This is a genomic window from Terriglobus tenax, from assembly GCF_025685395.1.
Lineage (GTDB): Bacteria > Acidobacteriota > Terriglobia > Terriglobales > Acidobacteriaceae > Terriglobus > Terriglobus tenax.
On the sequence record NZ_JAGSYA010000004.1, the window covers coordinates 622903 to 640739 of the forward strand.

Annotated in this window: 16 protein-coding genes; 12 read left to right on the plus strand and 4 right to left on the minus strand. The window is 61.9% G+C overall.

Going from position 1 to position 17837, the window contains the following annotated elements; genetic code table 11:
• The first annotated feature begins 508 nt into the window (after positions 1-508).
• The 10 genes from OHL13_RS08105 to OHL13_RS08150 are packed head-to-tail and all read left to right on the plus strand — an operon-like array spanning position 509 to position 12393.
• On the plus strand, positions 509-2017 hold the full coding sequence (locus tag OHL13_RS08105; protein WP_263409626.1) for a sugar transferase: 1509 nt from the start codon (positions 509-511) through the stop codon (positions 2015-2017).
• Positions 2014-3204 carry a glycosyltransferase gene (locus tag OHL13_RS08110; protein ID WP_263409627.1) on the plus strand — a complete coding sequence of 397 codons (1191 nt, stop codon included), beginning with the start codon at positions 2014-2016 and terminating at the stop codon, positions 3202-3204. Before OHL13_RS08105 ends, OHL13_RS08110 begins: the two co-directional genes overlap by 4 nt.
• Entirely contained in the window at positions 3201-4733 is a 1533-nt protein-coding gene (locus OHL13_RS08115) for a GumC family protein (RefSeq protein WP_263409628.1), read from the plus strand. The genes OHL13_RS08110 and OHL13_RS08115 overlap by 4 nt, the downstream gene beginning before the upstream one ends.
• A gap of 2 nt (positions 4734-4735) precedes the next feature.
• Positions 4736-5302 (plus strand): P-loop NTPase family protein, encoded by a 567-nt coding sequence (locus OHL13_RS08120; RefSeq protein WP_263409629.1) that lies wholly within the window; start codon positions 4736-4738, stop codon positions 5300-5302.
• Between the two features lie 5 nt (positions 5303-5307).
• Positions 5308-5955 carry a polysaccharide biosynthesis/export family protein gene (locus OHL13_RS08125; protein WP_263409630.1) on the plus strand — a complete coding sequence of 216 codons (648 nt, stop codon included), beginning with the start codon at positions 5308-5310 and terminating at the stop codon, positions 5953-5955.
• A 3-nt stretch (positions 5956-5958) separates the two neighbouring features.
• Positions 5959-7170, plus strand: coding sequence for a glycosyltransferase family 4 protein (locus OHL13_RS08130; RefSeq protein ID WP_263409631.1), 1212 nt, complete (start codon positions 5959-5961; stop codon positions 7168-7170).
• On the plus strand, positions 7167-8639 hold the full coding sequence (locus OHL13_RS08135) for an O-antigen ligase family protein (protein ID WP_263409632.1): 1473 nt from the start codon (positions 7167-7169) through the stop codon (positions 8637-8639). The genes OHL13_RS08130 and OHL13_RS08135 overlap by 4 nt, the downstream gene beginning before the upstream one ends.
• Entirely contained in the window at positions 8636-9988 is a 1353-nt protein-coding gene (locus OHL13_RS08140; RefSeq protein WP_263409633.1) for a lipopolysaccharide biosynthesis protein, read from the plus strand. Before OHL13_RS08135 ends, OHL13_RS08140 begins: the two co-directional genes overlap by 4 nt.
• Positions 9985-11151, plus strand: a complete 1167-nt coding sequence (locus OHL13_RS08145; RefSeq protein WP_263409634.1) for a glycosyltransferase family 4 protein — start codon at positions 9985-9987, stop codon at positions 11149-11151. The genes OHL13_RS08140 and OHL13_RS08145 overlap by 4 nt, the downstream gene beginning before the upstream one ends.
• Positions 11152-11172: 21 nt before the next feature.
• Positions 11173-12393, plus strand: coding sequence for an alginate lyase family protein (locus OHL13_RS08150; RefSeq protein WP_263409635.1), 1221 nt, complete (start codon positions 11173-11175; stop codon positions 12391-12393).
• A 249-nt stretch (positions 12394-12642) separates the two neighbouring features.
• Here the strand turns inward: OHL13_RS08150 and OHL13_RS08155 are convergent, their stop codons facing one another.
• The 4 genes from OHL13_RS08155 to OHL13_RS08170 are packed head-to-tail and all read right to left on the minus strand — an operon-like array spanning position 12643 to position 15691.
• Complete coding sequence (locus OHL13_RS08155) at positions 12643-13287, minus strand: bifunctional 4-hydroxy-2-oxoglutarate aldolase/2-dehydro-3-deoxy-phosphogluconate aldolase (protein ID WP_263409636.1); 645 nt, start codon at positions 13285-13287, stop codon at positions 12643-12645.
• Between the two features lie 23 nt (positions 13288-13310).
• Positions 13311-14390, minus strand: a complete 1080-nt coding sequence (locus OHL13_RS08160) for a sugar kinase (protein WP_263409637.1) — start codon at positions 14388-14390, stop codon at positions 13311-13313.
• Entirely contained in the window at positions 14391-15221 is an 831-nt protein-coding gene (gene kduI, locus OHL13_RS08165) for a 5-dehydro-4-deoxy-D-glucuronate isomerase (protein ID WP_263409638.1), read from the minus strand.
• Positions 15218-15691 carry a cupin domain-containing protein gene (locus OHL13_RS08170; protein WP_263409639.1) on the minus strand — a complete coding sequence of 158 codons (474 nt, stop codon included), beginning with the start codon at positions 15689-15691 and terminating at the stop codon, positions 15218-15220. The genes kduI and OHL13_RS08170 overlap by 4 nt, the downstream gene beginning before the upstream one ends.
• Positions 15692-15852: 161 nt before the next feature.
• Between OHL13_RS08170 and OHL13_RS08175 the strand changes: the two genes are divergently transcribed.
• Entirely contained in the window at positions 15853-16962 is a 1110-nt protein-coding gene (locus OHL13_RS08175; protein ID WP_263409640.1) for a Gfo/Idh/MocA family protein, read from the plus strand.
• Positions 16963-17034: 72 nt separating this feature from the next.
• The gene (kduD, locus tag OHL13_RS08180) at positions 17035-17793 is read left to right on the plus strand and encodes a 2-dehydro-3-deoxy-D-gluconate 5-dehydrogenase KduD (RefSeq protein WP_317889913.1); all 759 of its coding nucleotides are present in this window, start codon (positions 17035-17037) and stop codon (positions 17791-17793) included.
• Positions 17794-17837 lie beyond the last annotated feature (44 nt).

The following is a 17837-nucleotide window of genomic DNA, read 5'->3' on the forward strand; positions in this document are numbered from 1 at the left end:
CGCAAGATACGCTTGCTGAAAATGGCCCAGGAACGCCTCGCTCCGTCCCTTTCCTTGCGATTGGAGACATAGGCTCCGAAGAAGACACTCTCGCCTATCGGGACATTGCTTCTGCACAAAATGTAACGAAAGTAAGGTTACCGCTGGATGCCCAACCCAAGGACGGCTTCTATTTCGTTTTGACGGGAAAAAGGCGATTCTCTTCTGTTCGGAATGCAACTTATTGATACCACTGCAAACTTTACGCAGATCGCCGGATTCCCTTGTTGTCCGGAGCACAATGAGGGTAACCCTGAGGCCTGGTTACCGTTTAGCCTGAGCTTGGAAACCGCCCTGGCATTCCACCAAAGTTGTAAGGCAAGTCAATATAAATCAAAGAGTTGCGGTGCTAATCTCAACTCAAGCTAATGTGGCGGAGAGTGGTCTCCCGTCAATCTGAAAGTACTGCACGGCACTCGTTGCCCTAAGTTGAGAAGGCTCCCCCGAGCTGCCATGAGGAATCGATTGAATGTCGACAACACCGCGAGTGTACTCCGGCGGTCATACTGCCGTCCGTCCTGCCTCCGGGCGTCCGGCCCCGGGCTTCAGCATGTCTGAACGCAAGGCGGCAGCGCGTCTCTTTTCCAGCTCTGTCGTTGCCTGGCTTGATCTTGCCCTGCTGACCTTCAGCCTTGCCGTTACGGCGGTTGCCTGCTACCCCACCTCGATTGACCGCTCAAACCTCGGCACCTTTCTGGGCCTGCGCATCTCTCTGCGCAATCTTGGCCTGCTGGTCGCGTGCCTGATGGCCTGGAGGCTGGTGCTGTGGGCCTCCGGCGTCTACCGTGCCGTTTCTTTCCGCCATCTTGCCAGCCGCATCTTCCTGGCCTCACTTTTGTGCACGCCGGTAGCCTCGCTTGCCCTGATGGCGCGCTCGACCGGCGGCGGCATCGTCCGCCCAACGGCCCTGTTCTATATCCTCACCATCACCTCGCTCTATGCCTGCAGAGGCATAGCGACCCTCTTCGCCGGGTATATCCACAGCTACACGCGCCAGGTCCGCACCGCTCTGATCATCGGCAGCGGTTCGCTGGCGCAAAAGCTTGTGCAGGGACTGCCAGGGCATCCGGAGTGGGACTACCGGTTGCTCGGCTACGTGGATTCAGAACCGCAACCCTTTGCCGACGATCACATGCCCATGACCTACCTGGGCGGTATGGATACGCTGCATGATCTGCTGATGAGCCAGCCGGTCGATGAGGTCTTCATCGCCCTCCCGCTCAAGTCGCAGTATGAGGAGATTCAGCGCGCAATCGACCTGTGCGAGGCCGCGGGCGTGCAGTCGCAGTACCTGTCCAACATCTTTACGACCTCCGTCACCAAGAACCTGCATCGCGACGAAGACCGCATTGTGCTGCGCATGGTGCACCATGACAGCCGCCGTTTCCTGAAGCGCGCCTTTGACTTCACGGCATCGCTGCTCGGCATCCTGCTCATCTCGCCCATCCTCCTGGCGGTCGCCATCGCGATCAAGCTCTCCAGCAAGGGCCCGGTCATCTTCAAGCAGACTCGCTACGGCCTGAATAAGCGCCCCTTCTCCATGTACAAGTTCCGCAGCATGGTGGTGGACGCCGAAAAGCTGCAGGCACAGCTGGAGCACCTGAACGAGACCTCCGGCCCGGTCTTCAAGATCAAGAGCGACCCCCGTGTCACCCGCATCGGCGCTTTCATCCGTAAGACCTCCATCGACGAACTGCCGCAACTGTTCAACGTTCTGCGCGGCGAGATGTCCCTCGTCGGCCCTCGTCCGCTGCCGACCCGCGATGTCAACCGCTTCTCGGAGCTGAGCCTGATGCGCCGCTTCTCCGTCAAGCCGGGGATGACCGGCCTGTGGCAGGTCTCCGGCCGTTCGAACCTGGATTTCGATGGATGGATCGCACTTGACCTGCGCTACATCGATACCTGGACCCTGATGCTGGACCTGCGCATTCTGGCCCTGACCGTTCCGGCCGTCGTCAAAGGCCGTGGAGCCTCATGAACCACGGCACCGCCCCATTCCGGATCGCGGTCTTCCACGATAACTTCGCACAGGCTGGCGGCGCGGAGAAGGTCGCGGAAGAGATTCACCGCACGCTTGCCCCCGCCGACCTGTGGTCGACGCTGTACGCGCCGGAGCGCCTGTCTGCCTATGCCCGCCAGCAAGGCATCCGCACCACGTGGATGCAGTCCCTGCCAGGCAAAGCGAAGTATTTCCGTTATTACTTCCTGCTTTATCCCTTCGCGGTAGAAGGAGCCAAGCTCGACGCATACGACCTGATCGTCACCTCCTGCTTTGGCTATGCCAAGGGCGTCCGTAAGCGGAAGGGTGCGGTGCATGTCTGCTACTGCCACACACCCATGCGCTGGGTATGGCGCACGGCGGACTACGTTGCCCGCGAGGGCTTCAGCGCCTGGAAGCGCACCCTTCTGAACCTGTTGCTCAAGCCGCTGAAGGCCTGGGAGATGCGTGCCGCACGACAGCCCGATATCTTCATCGCCAACTCGCACGCCGTGGCCGAACGCATCCGCTTCGCCTTCGGACGAGAGTCCATCGTCATTCCTCCTCCCATTGAGACCTCGCGTTTTCAGCTTTCGGCAGAGGTGGATGATTCATACCTCGTTCTCACGCGACTGACGCCGTACAAGCGCATCGATCTTGCGGTGGAAGCCTGCACGCGGCTTGGCCGCAAGCTGGTCGTCATCGGCGATGGCCCTGACCGCGCACGCCTGGAAGCCATGGCCGGACCGACCGTGACCTTCCTTGGCCGCGCCCCGGACGAGGTGGTGAACCGCCATGCCTCGCGCTGCCGCGCCCTGCTCTTCCCCGGCGAAGAGGACTTCGGCATGGTGCCCCTGGAGATCAACGCCTCCGGCCGCCCTGTGATTGCTTTTTACGGTGGCGGAGCCATGGAGACCGTTCTCGATGGTGAGACCGGCGTCTTCTTCCGCGAAGCCAATGCCGATTCGCTCTCCGAAGCCATCCTGCGTTTTGAGTCGATGACCTTTAACCCACAGCGCATTCGCAGCCACGCAGAGGGCTACGACACCACGGTCTTCCGCCGCCGGTTGTTGGACGTAGTGCGCAGTGCCTCCAAGGAGTTTGCCCAGTTGTCCCCTGACCCAATTCCTGCCCTGGAAATCCCTGAACTTGCTGCCGCGGGCAGCGGGAAAGCAGGCCGTCCATGACAGAACCCAAGAGCTCTTTCTCTCTCAGAGATGTGATCGAGATCGCCTTCCGCCGTAAGAAGATGATCTTCACCATCATTCCGCTGGTGACCATGTTTGCCATCGTCATTACAGCGCTGACCCATCGCGTCTTCCAGTCGGAGATGAAGTTCCTTGTGCAGAACTCGCGCGGCAACGTCATCATCTCCGCCGAGAAGACCGCGGCCACGACCGCCGCCAACGACGTAACCGAGCAGCAGATCAACTCCGAGCTCGAGATTCTGTATTCGCGCGACGTGCTCGAGCCGGTGGCCGATCCTGCCTGGGACCCCCGCTACGCCTCCACCCGCAGCCCGGAGGAGGTGCGCCAGCACGAAAAGCTGGTCTCGGATTTTCAGCGTCACCTCAGCGCCGAGCCCACACGCAAGTCAAACGTGATCAACGTATCGCTGACGGCCGATAGCCCCGCCATGGCACAGGCGACCCTGCAGCGGCTCTCCACCGCCTACCTGGCGGAGCACCGCAAGCTGCAGCGTCCCCCGGGAGCTTCAGACTTCTTCTCCAACGAAGCCGACCGCTACCGCAAGGCCTGGGATGAAGCAACGCAGAAGCTGGTGGAGTTCCAGCAGCAGCACCAACTGGTTACCACCGCTGACCAGCAGACATCGCTGGAGAAAGACATTGCCACCGCGCAGACGAACCTGCGCGACACCGACGTCAGCCTGCATGAACTGGAAGCACGTATGAAGGCCGACTCGCGCAAGTTGTCTCAGACGCCGCAGCGGCAGGTGACAACCCGGAAGACCGTCCCGAACCAGCAGTCCATCCAGCAGCTTTCCAGCCTGGTGGTCGAGCTTGAGAACAAGCGCACCGCGCTGCTCACGCAGTTCCGTTCGGACGATCGCCTGGTGAAGGAGATCGACCAGCAGCTGATGCAGACGCGCGAGGCCCTGAACAATGCCATCGGCAGCAGCGCCGAAGAGCTGACCAGCGATGTCGATCCTACCTGGCAGCAGCTTCGCACGGTCTATGTGCAGGACGAGATCAAGCATGCCGCCACCGTGCAGCAGAAGAACGCACTGATCCAGCAGATTGCTTCGCTCAACAAAAAGATGGGCGAGGTACAGGGTCTTACGGTTCCCTTCAACCTGCTGCAGAGCCGCGCCGAGAACCTGAAAGAGAATTACACGCTCTACATGCAGAAGCGTGACCAGGCACAGATTGAAGATGCCATGGACGAGCGCAAGCTGCTGAACGTGGCCATTGCGGAAAGCCCCACGCTCTCCTACATGCCGGTCAAACCGAAGCCGCTCACGAACCTGGCGCTGGGACTGGCCTCCGCTGTCTTCATCGCGCTGGCCTGCGTCTACTTTGCGGAGATGACGCGCACCACTATCTCCACGCCGCGTGAGCTTGAGTCGCTCTCCCGCCATCCCGTGCTGGCAACCTTGCCGGTAGCCTCCAGGATTTACGAGGCCACGCTGATGCCGCCAACCCTGCCGCGAACGCCCAACACTTCGCTCCTCATCCACCGTAAGGAGCGGCTCTAATCATGCCATCCGGACCCAGAAAATTGGACGAACGCCTGGCAATGGCCTGCGATGGCCTGGTGGACCAGCTGTTTGTGCAGCGCCAGGCCACGGCAAATCTGCCTAGGGGTCTCGTCATCGCCATCACAGCACCCCACTCCGGCGCGGGCGTTACCTACATCACAGAGATGCTCGCAGAACGTCTTGGCGAAACCGCCGCTCGTGTGCAGGCCAGCGCCCTGGAAGAAGGAACCGGACTGCCGCTCTCAGAGGACTTTCAGAAATCGATTGAAAAGATGGACCGCCTGAACCGTCGCTCGGAAGTGCTGTACGAACTGCGCGCCAATTTTCACTACGTTCTGGTCGACTGCCCCTCCGTTAAGGACGGACACTTTGTCACCGGCCTTGCTCCGCTGGTGGATGGCGTCATCATCGTCATCGAAGCCGACCGCACGCAGAAGCGGCAGATTCTTTACACCGAGCGCACCATACAGGCCGCTGGCGGCAACATCTTCGGCCACATTCTGAACAAGCGAAACTACCCCGTGCCCGGATGGATCTTCCGCCGGCTGGAAGCGATGGGAGTGTAACGGACATGAAAGCCCTTCGCACGCTTCTTCTCCTCTTCCTCGCTCTTCCCGTGCTCGGCGCGCAGACGCCCACGCTGCAGAAGCATCCGCAGTACAGCATTCTGCCCGGCGACGTCCTTGAGATTCACTACCGCTACAGCCCCAGCTTCGACCAGACGGTCACCGTGCAGCCGGACGGCTTCATCAACCTGAACCTTGTGGGCAACATCCACATTGCAGGCATGACCGTCGACCACGTGCACGACACCATCCTGAAGTCCGTTGCCGAACGTCTGAACGATCCTGAAATCACCATCGTCCTGCGCGAGTTCCACAAGCCCTTCGCCGTGGTGTCGGGCGAGGTCGCCAAACCCGGCAAGGTCGATCTCCAGGAAGGTTCCACCGCTCTGGCCGCCATCATGCTTGCCGGCGGATGGACCGAGAACGCCAGGGCGGGCCAGGTGATCCTCTTCCGCAAGGTGAATAACGATCTCGCGGAGGTCCACATCCTCAAGCTCGGTAAACTGGACAAGACGCAGTACCTGGAGAACGATATGCCGCTGCAGTCCGGCGACATGATCATGGTGCCGCGCGACCGCATCTCGCGCATCTCGCGCTTCATCAAGCTGGCCAACGTGGGGGTCTACATGAACCCGCTGGATCGTATTCCCTGACGCATGAATGCAGCCCGCCAACCGGCCACCATCCTGTACATGAACCACACCGCGCCCGTCAGTGGCGCGGAACGTGTGTTGCAGGACCTGCTGCGCGACCTTGACCGGACACAGTTCCGGCCCGTGCTCGCCTGCCCGGAAGGCCCACTGCAGGGCGCTTGCGCTGCTCTCAATGTTCCCGTCATCACGCTTCCTTCCATCAACTCGCGCTTCAGCTCCAACCCCATCAAGCTCGCGCGTTCCATTGTGTCATCCCTTTCCAGCGTTCTTGGCTACCGCCGCGCGATCCTTCAGACCAGTCCCGCACTGATTCACGCCAACACAATCCGCGCCGCGCTGATCACCACCTTCGCCAACATCGGCACCGGCATCCCGGTACTGTGGCATCTGCACGACATGCTGCCGCGCAATGTTCTGGGCAAGCTGATCCGCCGCATGGCATACCGCAACCGTCGCATCTCGGCCATCGCGGTCTCACACGCCAGCGAGCGGAGCTTCCGTGACGACGATGCAGAGAAGCAGATCCGGCATCTCCCCATCACGGTGATCCACAACAGCGTCGACACCGAACGCTTTGCCCCAGACGCCGCCGCGCGCGATCGCCTGCGCGCCGAGTTGCAGCTTGCACCGGACGAAGTGGCCGTTGCCATTCTCGGCCAGATCACACCCCGCAAGCGCCAGTTGGAACTGGTGCAGGCCTTCGCCGCGCCGCGCCAACAGATGCCCAACGTCCGGCTGTTCCTCGTCGGAGCAGCTCTGTTCACCGCCGAGAACCAGGCCTATGCCGAACAACTCCAGCAGTTTCTCGCGCAACACAACCTCACCCCGCAGGTCACATGGCTGGGCGCACGCCAGGACGTCCCCGCGCTGCTCAACGCCATGGACATGGTCGCGCTGAACTCTTCGGTCGAGCCCTTTGGCCTTGCCGTCGCGGAAGCCCTGGCCACCGGCATTCCAGCCGTCGCTCCGGCGCTCGATGGCTTTCTTGAGATCATCGACGACCAGCAGACCGGCCTGCTCGGGTCGCCCGAGGATGCCTCCACGCTCGTCGCTGCCATCCATCGCCTTGCCCGTGACCCCGCGCTCCGTCAGCAGATGGGCGCCGAAGGCCGCCGCCGCATGATCGAGCGCTTTCCGCAAAGCAAGCTGGTGGCCGCTCATGAAGATCTGTATCGCCGCACCCTCGCGCAGTTCTCCAGGGAGCCGCGCACATGATCCTCAACGCGACACTGGAACGGCCGGCTGAGCCGGAACAGCAACAACCCGAGCTGCCGTCCGCATCGCTGACCTCGACCGCCGTCCTGGCCGCAGCCTCCGCGGCTGTGCTGCTCGCACTCTTCGCCGCGGGCGCAGGCTCCATTCTGCGGCTTGCGTATCCGGCTCTTACTGTTCTGATTGCGGTCAACCTGCTGCTCAAGCGTCCCGTGCTCTACCTGCAGTTCACTCTCTGGATTTGGTTTGTCACGCCCTTTGTCCGCCGCATGGTCGACTACCGCGCGGGCTGGGCTGAACCTAACCTCACGCTGCTGGCTCCCCTGCTTGCCTCCGGTATCTCGATCATCACGATCCTTCGTCCCGGCGTGAAAGAGAAGACCTCCATCTTCCCGTTCGCCCTCTGCGGTGGCGCGGTACTGTATGGCCTGATCGTCGGACTCTTTCTGCATCCCTCCATGGAAGTGGTCTATGGCCTGTTCAACTGGGGCTCGCCTATCCTTCTGGGCTACCACGTCGCCACGCAGTGGAAGAGCTATCCGCAGCATCGCAGCGCTCTTTTCTCCACCTTTGCCTGGGGAACGCTGGTGCTCAGCGCCTATGGCATCTACCAGTTCTTTACAGCCCCCGAGTGGGACAACTACTGGCTGCAGAACATCACCCAGGGCCTGATCGATCCTTCGTTCGGAACGCCCGAGCCGATGGGCTACCGCATCTGGTCGACCATGAACTCCGCCGGCCCCTTCGCCAACCTGCTGGTTGCCGGCCTTCTGCTTCTGCTCATCGCTCCACAACGTGGCAAATCCATCTTTACCGTGGCCGGCTTCCTCGCCCTTCTGCTGACCGTGGTGCGCACGGCATGGCTTACCTGGATCATCGGCCTGGTCATCCTGCTGAAGGGCGTTCGCGCCAAGGTCATGCTCAAGAGCATGTCCACGCTCATCTTCATCGGCCTAGCTCTCATTCCCCTGGCCGCCAGCCCTCTGCTTGGGCCGTTCCTTCAGCAGCGCTTCTCCACCTTCAACCACCTTGGCCGCGATGAAAGCTTCAACGAGCGTCAGGACATGTATGCCACGCTCATCAAGAAGGTGGAGAGCGATCCCTTCGGCCACGGCCTGCGCAACCAGGAGGTCATCGGCAATCTTGTCGTCGACTCCGGTATCCTGACCATGCTCTTCTCGCTGGGATGGCTGGGAACGGCCTTCTATCTGACCGGCGTGGGATGGTTCATACTGCACAAGACACAGCGTGCGGAAGACGACACCTTCGCCTGGACCGCCAAGGTCATCTGCATTGCCTTCCTTGCGCAGATCATCGGCAGTAACCTGTTTGTAGGTTCCACAGGCACTTTCTTCTGGACCTTCGCCGGAGTTGCGCTTGCCGCCGAGCGCTGGAACCAGGATCACGTACCACCAACGCCTGCGCGGCGATCTCCACTGCGTCCGGCAAATCGTGTTGCCCCTATTGCATGACAATCTCTGCCAGCAAAATTACGACGCCGCAACCGCAGCGCAAACTCTCCTCCGCAGCCGCCGTCGCTCAGTCCGTGGGCGCCAAGCTGCTGATCCTCATGGTCAATGCGGCCACCGGAATCCTTACGGCACGTACGCTTGCTCCGGAAGGCCGCGGCATTCTGGCCACGCTGATCCTGTGGCCCATCTTTCTCGCCTCTGCCCTGACGCTTGGCCTGCCCAGTTCGCTGACCTATCAACTGCGCAGCCGTGAGGAAGAACACTCCTCGCTCATGGCCTCCGGCCTGCTGATCTCCCTTGTCACCAGCCTGCTGGCCATCGTGGTGGGTGTCCTGTTCCTCCCATACTGGATCCCTCAATATGGCGCGGAAACCATCTTCTGGGCCCGCATCTTCGTCATCAGCGCTCCCCTGCAGTCGCTGGGCCTGGCGGGTCGCGCCGCGCTTGAAAGTCGTGGCAATTTTGTCGCCAGCAACAAGATGCTGGTCGCCTCGCCACTGCTCACGCTGGTTTGCCTGGTGGTTCTGCGGCTGACCCACACCATGACGCCGCTGCGCGCGGCCTTCTCCTACGTGGTGGTCGGGGTTGTGCCCACCTTCTGGATGCTGGCGCTGCTATGGAAGGCCTTCCACCCGCGCTTTGTGCATGTGTTCGTTTCCTGCCGCATGCTGCTTTCCTACGGCATCCGTTCCTACGGCATTGACCTCTGCGGCACCATGGCGCTGTACGTGGATCAGGCGCTGGTTGTCCGCCTGCTGTCGCCGGAGAGCTTCGGCATCTATGTCGTCGCGCTTTCCCTCTCCCGCATGCTCAACGCCTTCCATCTCTCCGTGGTCATGGTGCTGTTCCCGCGCGCCGTCGCGCAGGAACCCGATGCCGTACGCGAGATGACTTCGCGTTCCACACGCCTCTCCACCCTTCTGACCGCAGCCGCCGGCACCTGCATCATCATCCTTGGACCACAGGCGCTCACGCTGCTCTACGGAGCACAGTACCGCAGCGCAACACAGGTCTTGCGTGTGCTCGTTCTTGAGGTCATCCTGGCAGGAGCCACTACCGTCCTCTCCCAGGCCTTCATGGCGCTGGGACGCCCCGGTGTGATCACCTTCCTCCAGATTGTCGGCCTTCTGCTCACCGTGCCCATGCTTCTGCTTCTGGCACCGAAGTATGGACTGCTGGGCGCCGGTATCGCGCTTCTGCTCTCCACCACCACGCGCTTCCTTCTGGTCATGGTGGGCTTCCCCATCTTCCTCAAACTGCCCATGCCGCGTGTCGTCGCCACCGCGGAAGACATCCGCTATCTCATCGCCCTCTTCTCGCGCATCCTGCGCCGCGAGGCCCACGCATGAGGCCACTGAATATCTTCGTCCCGCACTCGTCGGAGCTCTTCACCGACTACCGCCCGCACGGCGACGGCCTGATCGCGCACAGCTACCTGACGCGCCTTGCCGAACGTGGCCATACCCTCCACGCCGTCTGCCAGCAGATTGACCTGAAGGGCAGCGTGCCGCCCAATCTGCACCTGCACTTGCTGCCCATCCAGGAAGACAACTTCTCCGCGCGCCTGCGCTACATGCGCCAGTTGCGGCCCTTGTTCCAGCGCCTGCGCAAGACCGTCGACTTCGACCTGGTCCACCAGGTGAACCCGGTCTACTCCGGCATCTCGCTGGCGCTGCTGGGCTGTAATCTTCCCCTTGCGCTCGGCATCTATTCCGCACGCTGGCCGGCAGATCCGAATTCCATCGCGGGCAGCCGCATCGCACGCGTGGTGCGCGACTCCATGGCGGCCCTGCAGCAGCTTCACGCGGATGCCCTGCTGCTGAGCTCACCGGCCAGCCGAGATCTTCTGCCCCTGCCGGAGCTGCTGGACGGCAAGCTGCACTACATCCCCTACGGCATTGACGCCAGCCAGTTCACACCACGCGCCGGCTATGACATGGTCGAAAGCGCACGGGCGGAGCAGGACGCTCCGTCCCTGCTCTTCCTCGCCAACCCCAACCGGCGCAAGGGAATCTATCCGCTCATAGAAGCCCTGCCCGCTGTGCTCGCAAAACATCCCAGAGCACGCCTGAAGCTGGTGGGCGAAAGCCCCGAACTGAGCCAGGTCATGCAACTGGCGCAGCAGCTTGGCGTAGCCCATGCCATTGATCCACTGGGATGGAAGCCGCGCGAGGAGGCCATTGCTCTTTACCGCGACTGCACTCTCTTCCTGATGCCTTCACTCGGCGAGCCTTTCGGCATGGCCGCTCTCGAAGCCATGTCCTGCGGAAGACCGCTGATCGTCACACGCGCCGGCGGGCTTGGCCACTATGTCCCGGATCAGGGCAGCATCAAGGTTCCGCCCTCTGATGCTCCCGCGCTAGCCACCGCCATCAACACGCTGCTGGACGACCCTGCCCGCCGCACCGCCATGTCGCGCTTCAATCGGCAGTACGTGCTCGACCACATGGACTGGAAACACATCATCGACCAGACCGAGGATGTCTACCGCAGCCTCCTCAACCTGCCCTGATCTTCGCTTCCGATATCGGGTATGCTTCCTGCCATGGACCGCCGCCACTTCCTCGCCACCGCAGGCGCCTTCGGGCTCTCCCTGCACGCGCAGACACCCGGTTCTCTCGGCGCGCCCGTTGGCGGCACGCGGCCTGACGTAGCTGCCATCGACCATGACCGCATCCTGCGTGTGGCCGGCGTCTATCTCACGCGCAAGCCCACCACCATCACGGCTTTCCCCGCACCGCGCTCCACGGGCACAGCCAACGACTTCTACTCCGAAGATCCAGAATGGTTCCCCGGATCAGACCCCGCCAGGCCCTGGACACGCCACCCCGGCGAACAAAACTCCGATGCCTTCCACGCGCACGGCGACGCAGTGCTCCGCATGGCGCAGATCATCCCCGCGCTCGTCTCCGCGTGGATGATCACCAAGGACGCGAAGTACTCCACCGCCGCCATCGCCCATCTCCGCGCCTGGTTCCTCGCACCGGAGACGCGCATGAACCCCTCACTCAACTACGCGCAGGCTATCCCTGGCGTCGCCGCCGGACGCGCCACCGGCATCCTGGAAACCATCTTCCTGGTCGAGGTCGTCCGCGCCCTCAGCTTCCTCTCCGCGTCGGAAGACCTCTCCGAAGCCGACCTCAAGGGCCTGAAAGCATGGATCGGCGACTACGCACACTGGATGTATGACTCCGTGCTCGGCCAGGGAGAACGAGACACCCGCTCCATCCACGGCATCGGCTGGGTGGCACAGGCGGCCGAATACGCCCGCTTCGCCAACATCGCCACCATCTCCGGCTACTGCCTGCGGCGCTTCCGCGATGTCCTGTTGTCTCTGCTATCGCTCGACGGCAACTTCCCGGCAGCCCTGGCCAGCCCCGCGCCCTATGCCAACTCCATCTTTCACCTGGAGAGCCTCTCGCTGGCCTGCGAGGTGCTCTCCACCCCCTTCGAATCGCAATGGACCTTCCAGACCAGCGACGGCAAGGGACTGCGATCCGCCGTCGCCTTCCTCGCCCCCTCGCTGGAAGACAAGATGCGGTGGCGCTACCGGTCCGATGCGCAGAACTTCCGCCAGCACCCTCTGCGTCCGCTTTCGCTCTACCTTGCAGGCCGCGCCTACCAGCGCCCCGAATACACCGCCATCTGGAAGACTCTGTCACCCGACCCGGAAGATCTCGACAACCTGGCCGTGCTGAGAATCTATCCCATGCGGCAACCGCTGCTCTGGTCCCGACGCGTGCCGGGCGTCTGACGACCTGTCATCCCAGCCACAACCCGGGTGTGCCCCATATCGGGCAAAGCCAGATGTTGGCATCGAACAAAGCTCGACCGCCTTTGCCTTTCTTGTTTGTCATTCCGCAGCGCAGCAAAGGAATCTGCTTTTGTCTTTCGTCAGGGCACAGCTTCAGCCGTGCCGCAAAGATTGATGTAAAAACCAACGCCGGCCTCAATGGCCGGCGTCCCGTCTCTTCATACAACTACAACGATCAAAAGAACAGACTTACTTCTTCTCGCGAAAAGCCTTCACCGCGGCCATATACTCACGAGCCTTGGCCGTCACACCGCCATTATCCAGCTTGCTCTCATCCATCAGGTCCGCGCCGACGCCCAGGCCAAACGCACCCGCAGCCAGGAATTCATGTGCCGTCTCCACGGTCACTCCGCCCGTGGGAATCATCTCAATCTGCGGCAGCGGAGCCTTCAGGCTCTTCAGATACTTGGCTCCGCCCATCGCTCCAGCCGGAAACACCTTCACCACATCCGCGCCCGCCTGCCACGCCGTCACAATCTCGGTCGGCGTCAGCGATCCCGGAAACACGGCAATGTCCATCTCGCGGCAGTACTCCACCGTGCGCAGGTTCAGCGCCGGGCTCACGATAAACTTCGCGCCTTCGGCAATGCAGGCCTTCGCGGTCTCAGGGTCAAGCACCGTGCCCGCGCCAATCAGCATCTCCGGATCTTCCTTGACCAGCGTGCGAATCACGCTGACAGCGTCCGGCACCGTCATGGTCACTTCCATTACGAAGACGCCGCCTTCGGCCGCGGCGCGCGCCAAACGCACTGCCTTCTCCGGGCTGCTGGCACGTAATACCGGCACCAGGCATGCTTCCTTGATCTGGCTCAGAATCTCCTGCTTCGACGACATAAATCCTCTTCTCCCGCGCTTGCTCAGCGCTGTACGCCGGCACCCGCGCCGGACATCATTCCCTCAACCTCGGCCAGTGTTGCCATCGAGCTGTCGCCCGGCGTCAACATGGCCAGCGCACCATGCGCCACTCCACAATCAATGGACCACTTCAGGTCACGTCCTGATAACAAGCCGTAGATCAGACCTGAGGCGAACGAATCGCCGCCGCCGACACGGTCCAGAATGTCCAGCCGGTCAAACCGCAACCCCTCAACCGCGGTGCCGTTCGCGTAGCCAAACGCTCCCCAGTCATTGCTGCTGGCCGAATGCACCTTGCGCATCGTCGTCGCCAGCACCTTGATGTTCGGGAAGTCTTTCACCACGCGCCCGGCCATCTCAGCAAAGCTCTCCGCTGTATGCCAGGCCGGTCCCTGCGATGCCGGCCCCAGGTCAGAACTCAGATCGCCCTCATGACCAAAGAAGACATCCACATGCTCTGCCAGCATGCGGTTCACCTCCACCGATCCACGGCGGCCGCCGCGTTCCTTCCACAGCGAAGGACGGTAGTTGGCGTCAAACGAAACGATCACACCATGACGCTTGGCCTCGAGCATGGCTTCCAGAACCAGCGCCGTGGAGTCCTCGCTCAGCGCTGCCATCACGCCGCCGGTATGAAACCACCGCGTATGCGCGAAGATCGCCGCCCAGTCGATATCGCCCGGCTTCAACTGCGCAATCGCCGTATGCCCGCGGTCCATCATGCCCACGGCGCCACGACGCCCAAAGCCCCGCTCCAGGAAGTAGATGCCATTGCGCGCCTCGCGGCCAATACCATCAAACTTCGACCAGAGCACATGCTTCAGGTCCACTCCGCCCTGCAGCATCAGGTCTTCCACCAGGCGTCCCACGGGGTTATCCACCAGTGCCGTCACAATGGCGCTCTTCATGCCGAAGCAACGGCGCAGGCCGCGCGCCACGTTGTACTCGCCGCCGCCCTCCCACACCGTAAAGTTGCGCGTGCGGGCAATGCGGGTCTCGCCGGGATCGAAGCGCAACATCACCTCACCCAGCGACACCAGGTCATGTCCGGTCTCTTGCACCGGTTTGATCGAAAGAATCATTTATTTCAGGCCTGCAATTGTCAGTGCATCCATGTCGTCGTAGCGCTGGTTCTCACCACCCATGCCCCAGCAGAAGCCATAGCTCTTGGTGCCCACACCGGCGTGGATCGACCAGCCCGGAGAAACCACAATCTCGCGGTCCGCCAGCACCAGGTGCTTCGTCTTATCGCCAGGCCCCATCAGGTGCAGAACGCGGTGCGCGGGGTCCACGTCAAAGTACATGTACACCTCGCTGCGGCGCATGTGCGTATGCGGCGGCATGGTGTTCCAGTTCGATCCCGGCTCCAGCAGCGTAAAGCCCATCACCAGTTGGCAGCTCCGCAGGCCTTCCAGGTGGATCGCCTTGTAGATCTTGCGATGGTTGCAGGTCTCCAGCGATCCCAGTTCCACCGGCTTCAGATCGGCAAACTTCACCATCGCCGTCGGCCACTCCGCGTGCGCCGGATAGCTCAGCAGGTAAAACGCAGCCGGAGTCTCGGCGCTCTTGCTTGCAAAGCTCACTTGTTTTGCCCCGCGGCCCACGTACAGTACGTCCAGCTTGTCGAGCGCGAACTCCTTGCCGTCGACCGTCACCACGCCCGCGCCGCCCACATTCAGCACGCCCAGCTCGCGGCGCTCGCAGAAATACTCCGCGCGCAGCTCCGCCGGACACGGCAATTCCAGCGCACCTGCCGTGGGAACGGCAAAGCCCACCACGGTACGGTCAAGGTCAATGTATGTCAGCTCAAGCGAGCCCGGTACCGCCAATCCATCCGCGAGAAACGCTTCCCGAATCTCGTCCGTCGTCATGCGCTCGTAGCGCACAGCATCCGCAACCTGCAGCAGCTTCATTCCTGTTTCACCTTGATCACATAGTAGAGCAGCGTCTTACCCGGAGTCAGCAGGGCCTGGTGCGGCGACTTCGGTTGAAGGTGGAAAACATCTCCTTTATGCAGAACGATCTTCGTTCCGCCTTCAATGCCGGAGCCGGTCAGCTCGCCGGGCTTGCCTTCAATCGCATGCTGGTCCTTCAGCGTGCCACCCACCACCATGGTCACCTCGCCCTCCAGCACGACGAAGATGTCCGCCCACTCGGTGTGATACTCCGGCGTACCTGTCTTCGCGCGGGCGGCCAGCATCACCTTGTGGTTGCCATAGTCTTTCAGCGTCTCGCTGTAGCTGCCGCTGTCCGCGGCCTTTGCCATCTCAAGAAACTCTTTGCCGCGCGCCGCCAGCACATTTGCGGGGTCGACCGTCGCTTCCTGCGCCATGGCAGGGATCACCATCCACAGCGCCAACGCTGCCCATCCTGTACGCTTCATGACCGGAATCCTTTTTTAGACCACCCCACCATACCAGAACTGGTTCTACCATTTCCCGGTTTTCATCGAGAACAAGCAGGGCCGGTTTCCTCGAACTCTCCTCGCTTGACCGGATTCCATTGGCCACCTGACACTGGCAGACGGGGAAAAAGGAACCCATCGTGTTGAAGCTGAGCCGCTCTCTCCTCCTCCTTCTGCTGGCCGTCTCCACGTTGCAGGCTCAGTCTGCAAAAGCTCCCATCCGGGTCGTGATCGTTGGCCTTGTGCATGGACACGTTCAGGGTTTTCTGCGGGATTTTCAAAAATCGCAGGACGCGACGCTGGTTGCGATCGTGGAACCGGATACCGCACTGGCCGCACGGTACGAGAAGAAATTTTCGCTCGACCATTCCCTCTTTCATACAGACCTGGAAGAAACGCTGAACAGCACGCATCCAGACGCGGTCCTGGTCTACACGACCATCCTCGATCATCGGCGCGTGATTGAAGCGGCCGCGAAGCACGGCATCTCATCCATGGTGGAGAAGCCGCTCGCGACCACCATGCCGGACACACTGGCGATTCGCGATGCTGCCCGCAAGTACCGTGTGCATGTCCTGGTCAATTACGAGACGACGTGGTACTCCTCCAATGCGCAGGCACTGCGTCTCGCCAAAGACGGCAAACTCGGCGACGTCCGCAAAGTCGTGGTTCACGACGGCCACGAAGGCCCCAGGGAGATCGGAGTCGGTCCGGAATGGCTCCCGTGGCTTACCGATCCGGTCAAGAATGGCGCAGGTTCGCTCTTTGATTTCGGATGCTATGGCGCGGACCTCATCACCGTCCTGATGCACGGCCAGACACCGCTTTCGGTCACAGCGGTGACACAGACAGACAAGCCCGGCATCTATCCCAAGGTCGATGACGATGCCACCATCATCGTGCGCTACCCCAAAATGCAAGCCGTCCTCATGCCTTCGTGGAACTGGAGCTTCGCACGCAAGGATATGGAGCTTTACGGCACACAGGGCATGGCGCTCACGGTAGGCCCGTCCGGCCTGCGAACACGCTTCCAGGGAGAGAAGGAGGAAAGCTCCCCCACCGCACCTGCTTTACCCGCTCAGGAATCGACTTCGCTGAAGTATCTTGCCGCGGTGCTGCACGGGGAGGTGAAGGACCTGGGAGACCTGACTTCCCTGGACACCAATGTGACCGTCATGCAGATCCTCGACGCCGCACGAACCTCTGCAAACTCCGGACACACCGTCAACCTGAAGCCGCTGCCACGCTGACACCTGTGGCCTGTCTCCTGTTTCAAGCGATCGGCAGGCCACGCCACCTGCAAAATGCTATCGTCAAAAAAGATGAACATCCTCGACTCCTTCCGTCTTGATGGCAAGATCGCTCTCGTCACCGGCGCCTCCGCAGGCATCGGCGCTTCCATCGCCCAGGCACTGGCTCAGGCCGGCGCCACCGTCGCCTGCCATGGCAATTCACGCCCGGCAGAGGCTACAGCAGCCGCCATCGGCGGCAACGCCGCGGCCTTTCAGGCTGACCTCTCCTCCACCGAAGGCGCAAAGCACCTCTTCGACCAGGTCATCGCGAAGTTCGGACACGTCGACATCCTCGTCAATAACGCCGGCACCATCATCCGCCACGAGGCCGTCGACTACCCCTTTGAAGACTGGCAGAAGGTCATCCAAATCAACCTGAACTCGGTCTTCCAGCTCTCGCAGCTCGTAGGCCGTGCGCTGATCGAACGCGGAGCACCCGGAAAAATCGTCAACATCGCCTCACTGCTCAGCTTCCAGGGCGGCATCCGCGTCCCCGCCTACGCTGCCAGCAAGGGCGGGGTAGCCCAGCTCACCAAGGCCCTGGCCAACGAGTGGGCGCCAAAAGGCATTCAGGTCAACGCCATCGCGCCGGGCTACATCGCCACCGACAACACGCTGGCCCTGCGCAACGACGAGACCCGCAACCGTCAGATCCTCGAACGCATCCCCACCGGCCGCTGGGGCGACCCCGAAGACATCGCCTCCACCGCCGTCTTCCTCTCCAGCCCCGCGGCCAACTACATCACCGGGACCGTGCTGAACGTCGACGGCGGCTGGCTGGCCCGCTAAAAGAACCGCAACTCCGGGTGCCCATGCCCGGATTCGGACATGGG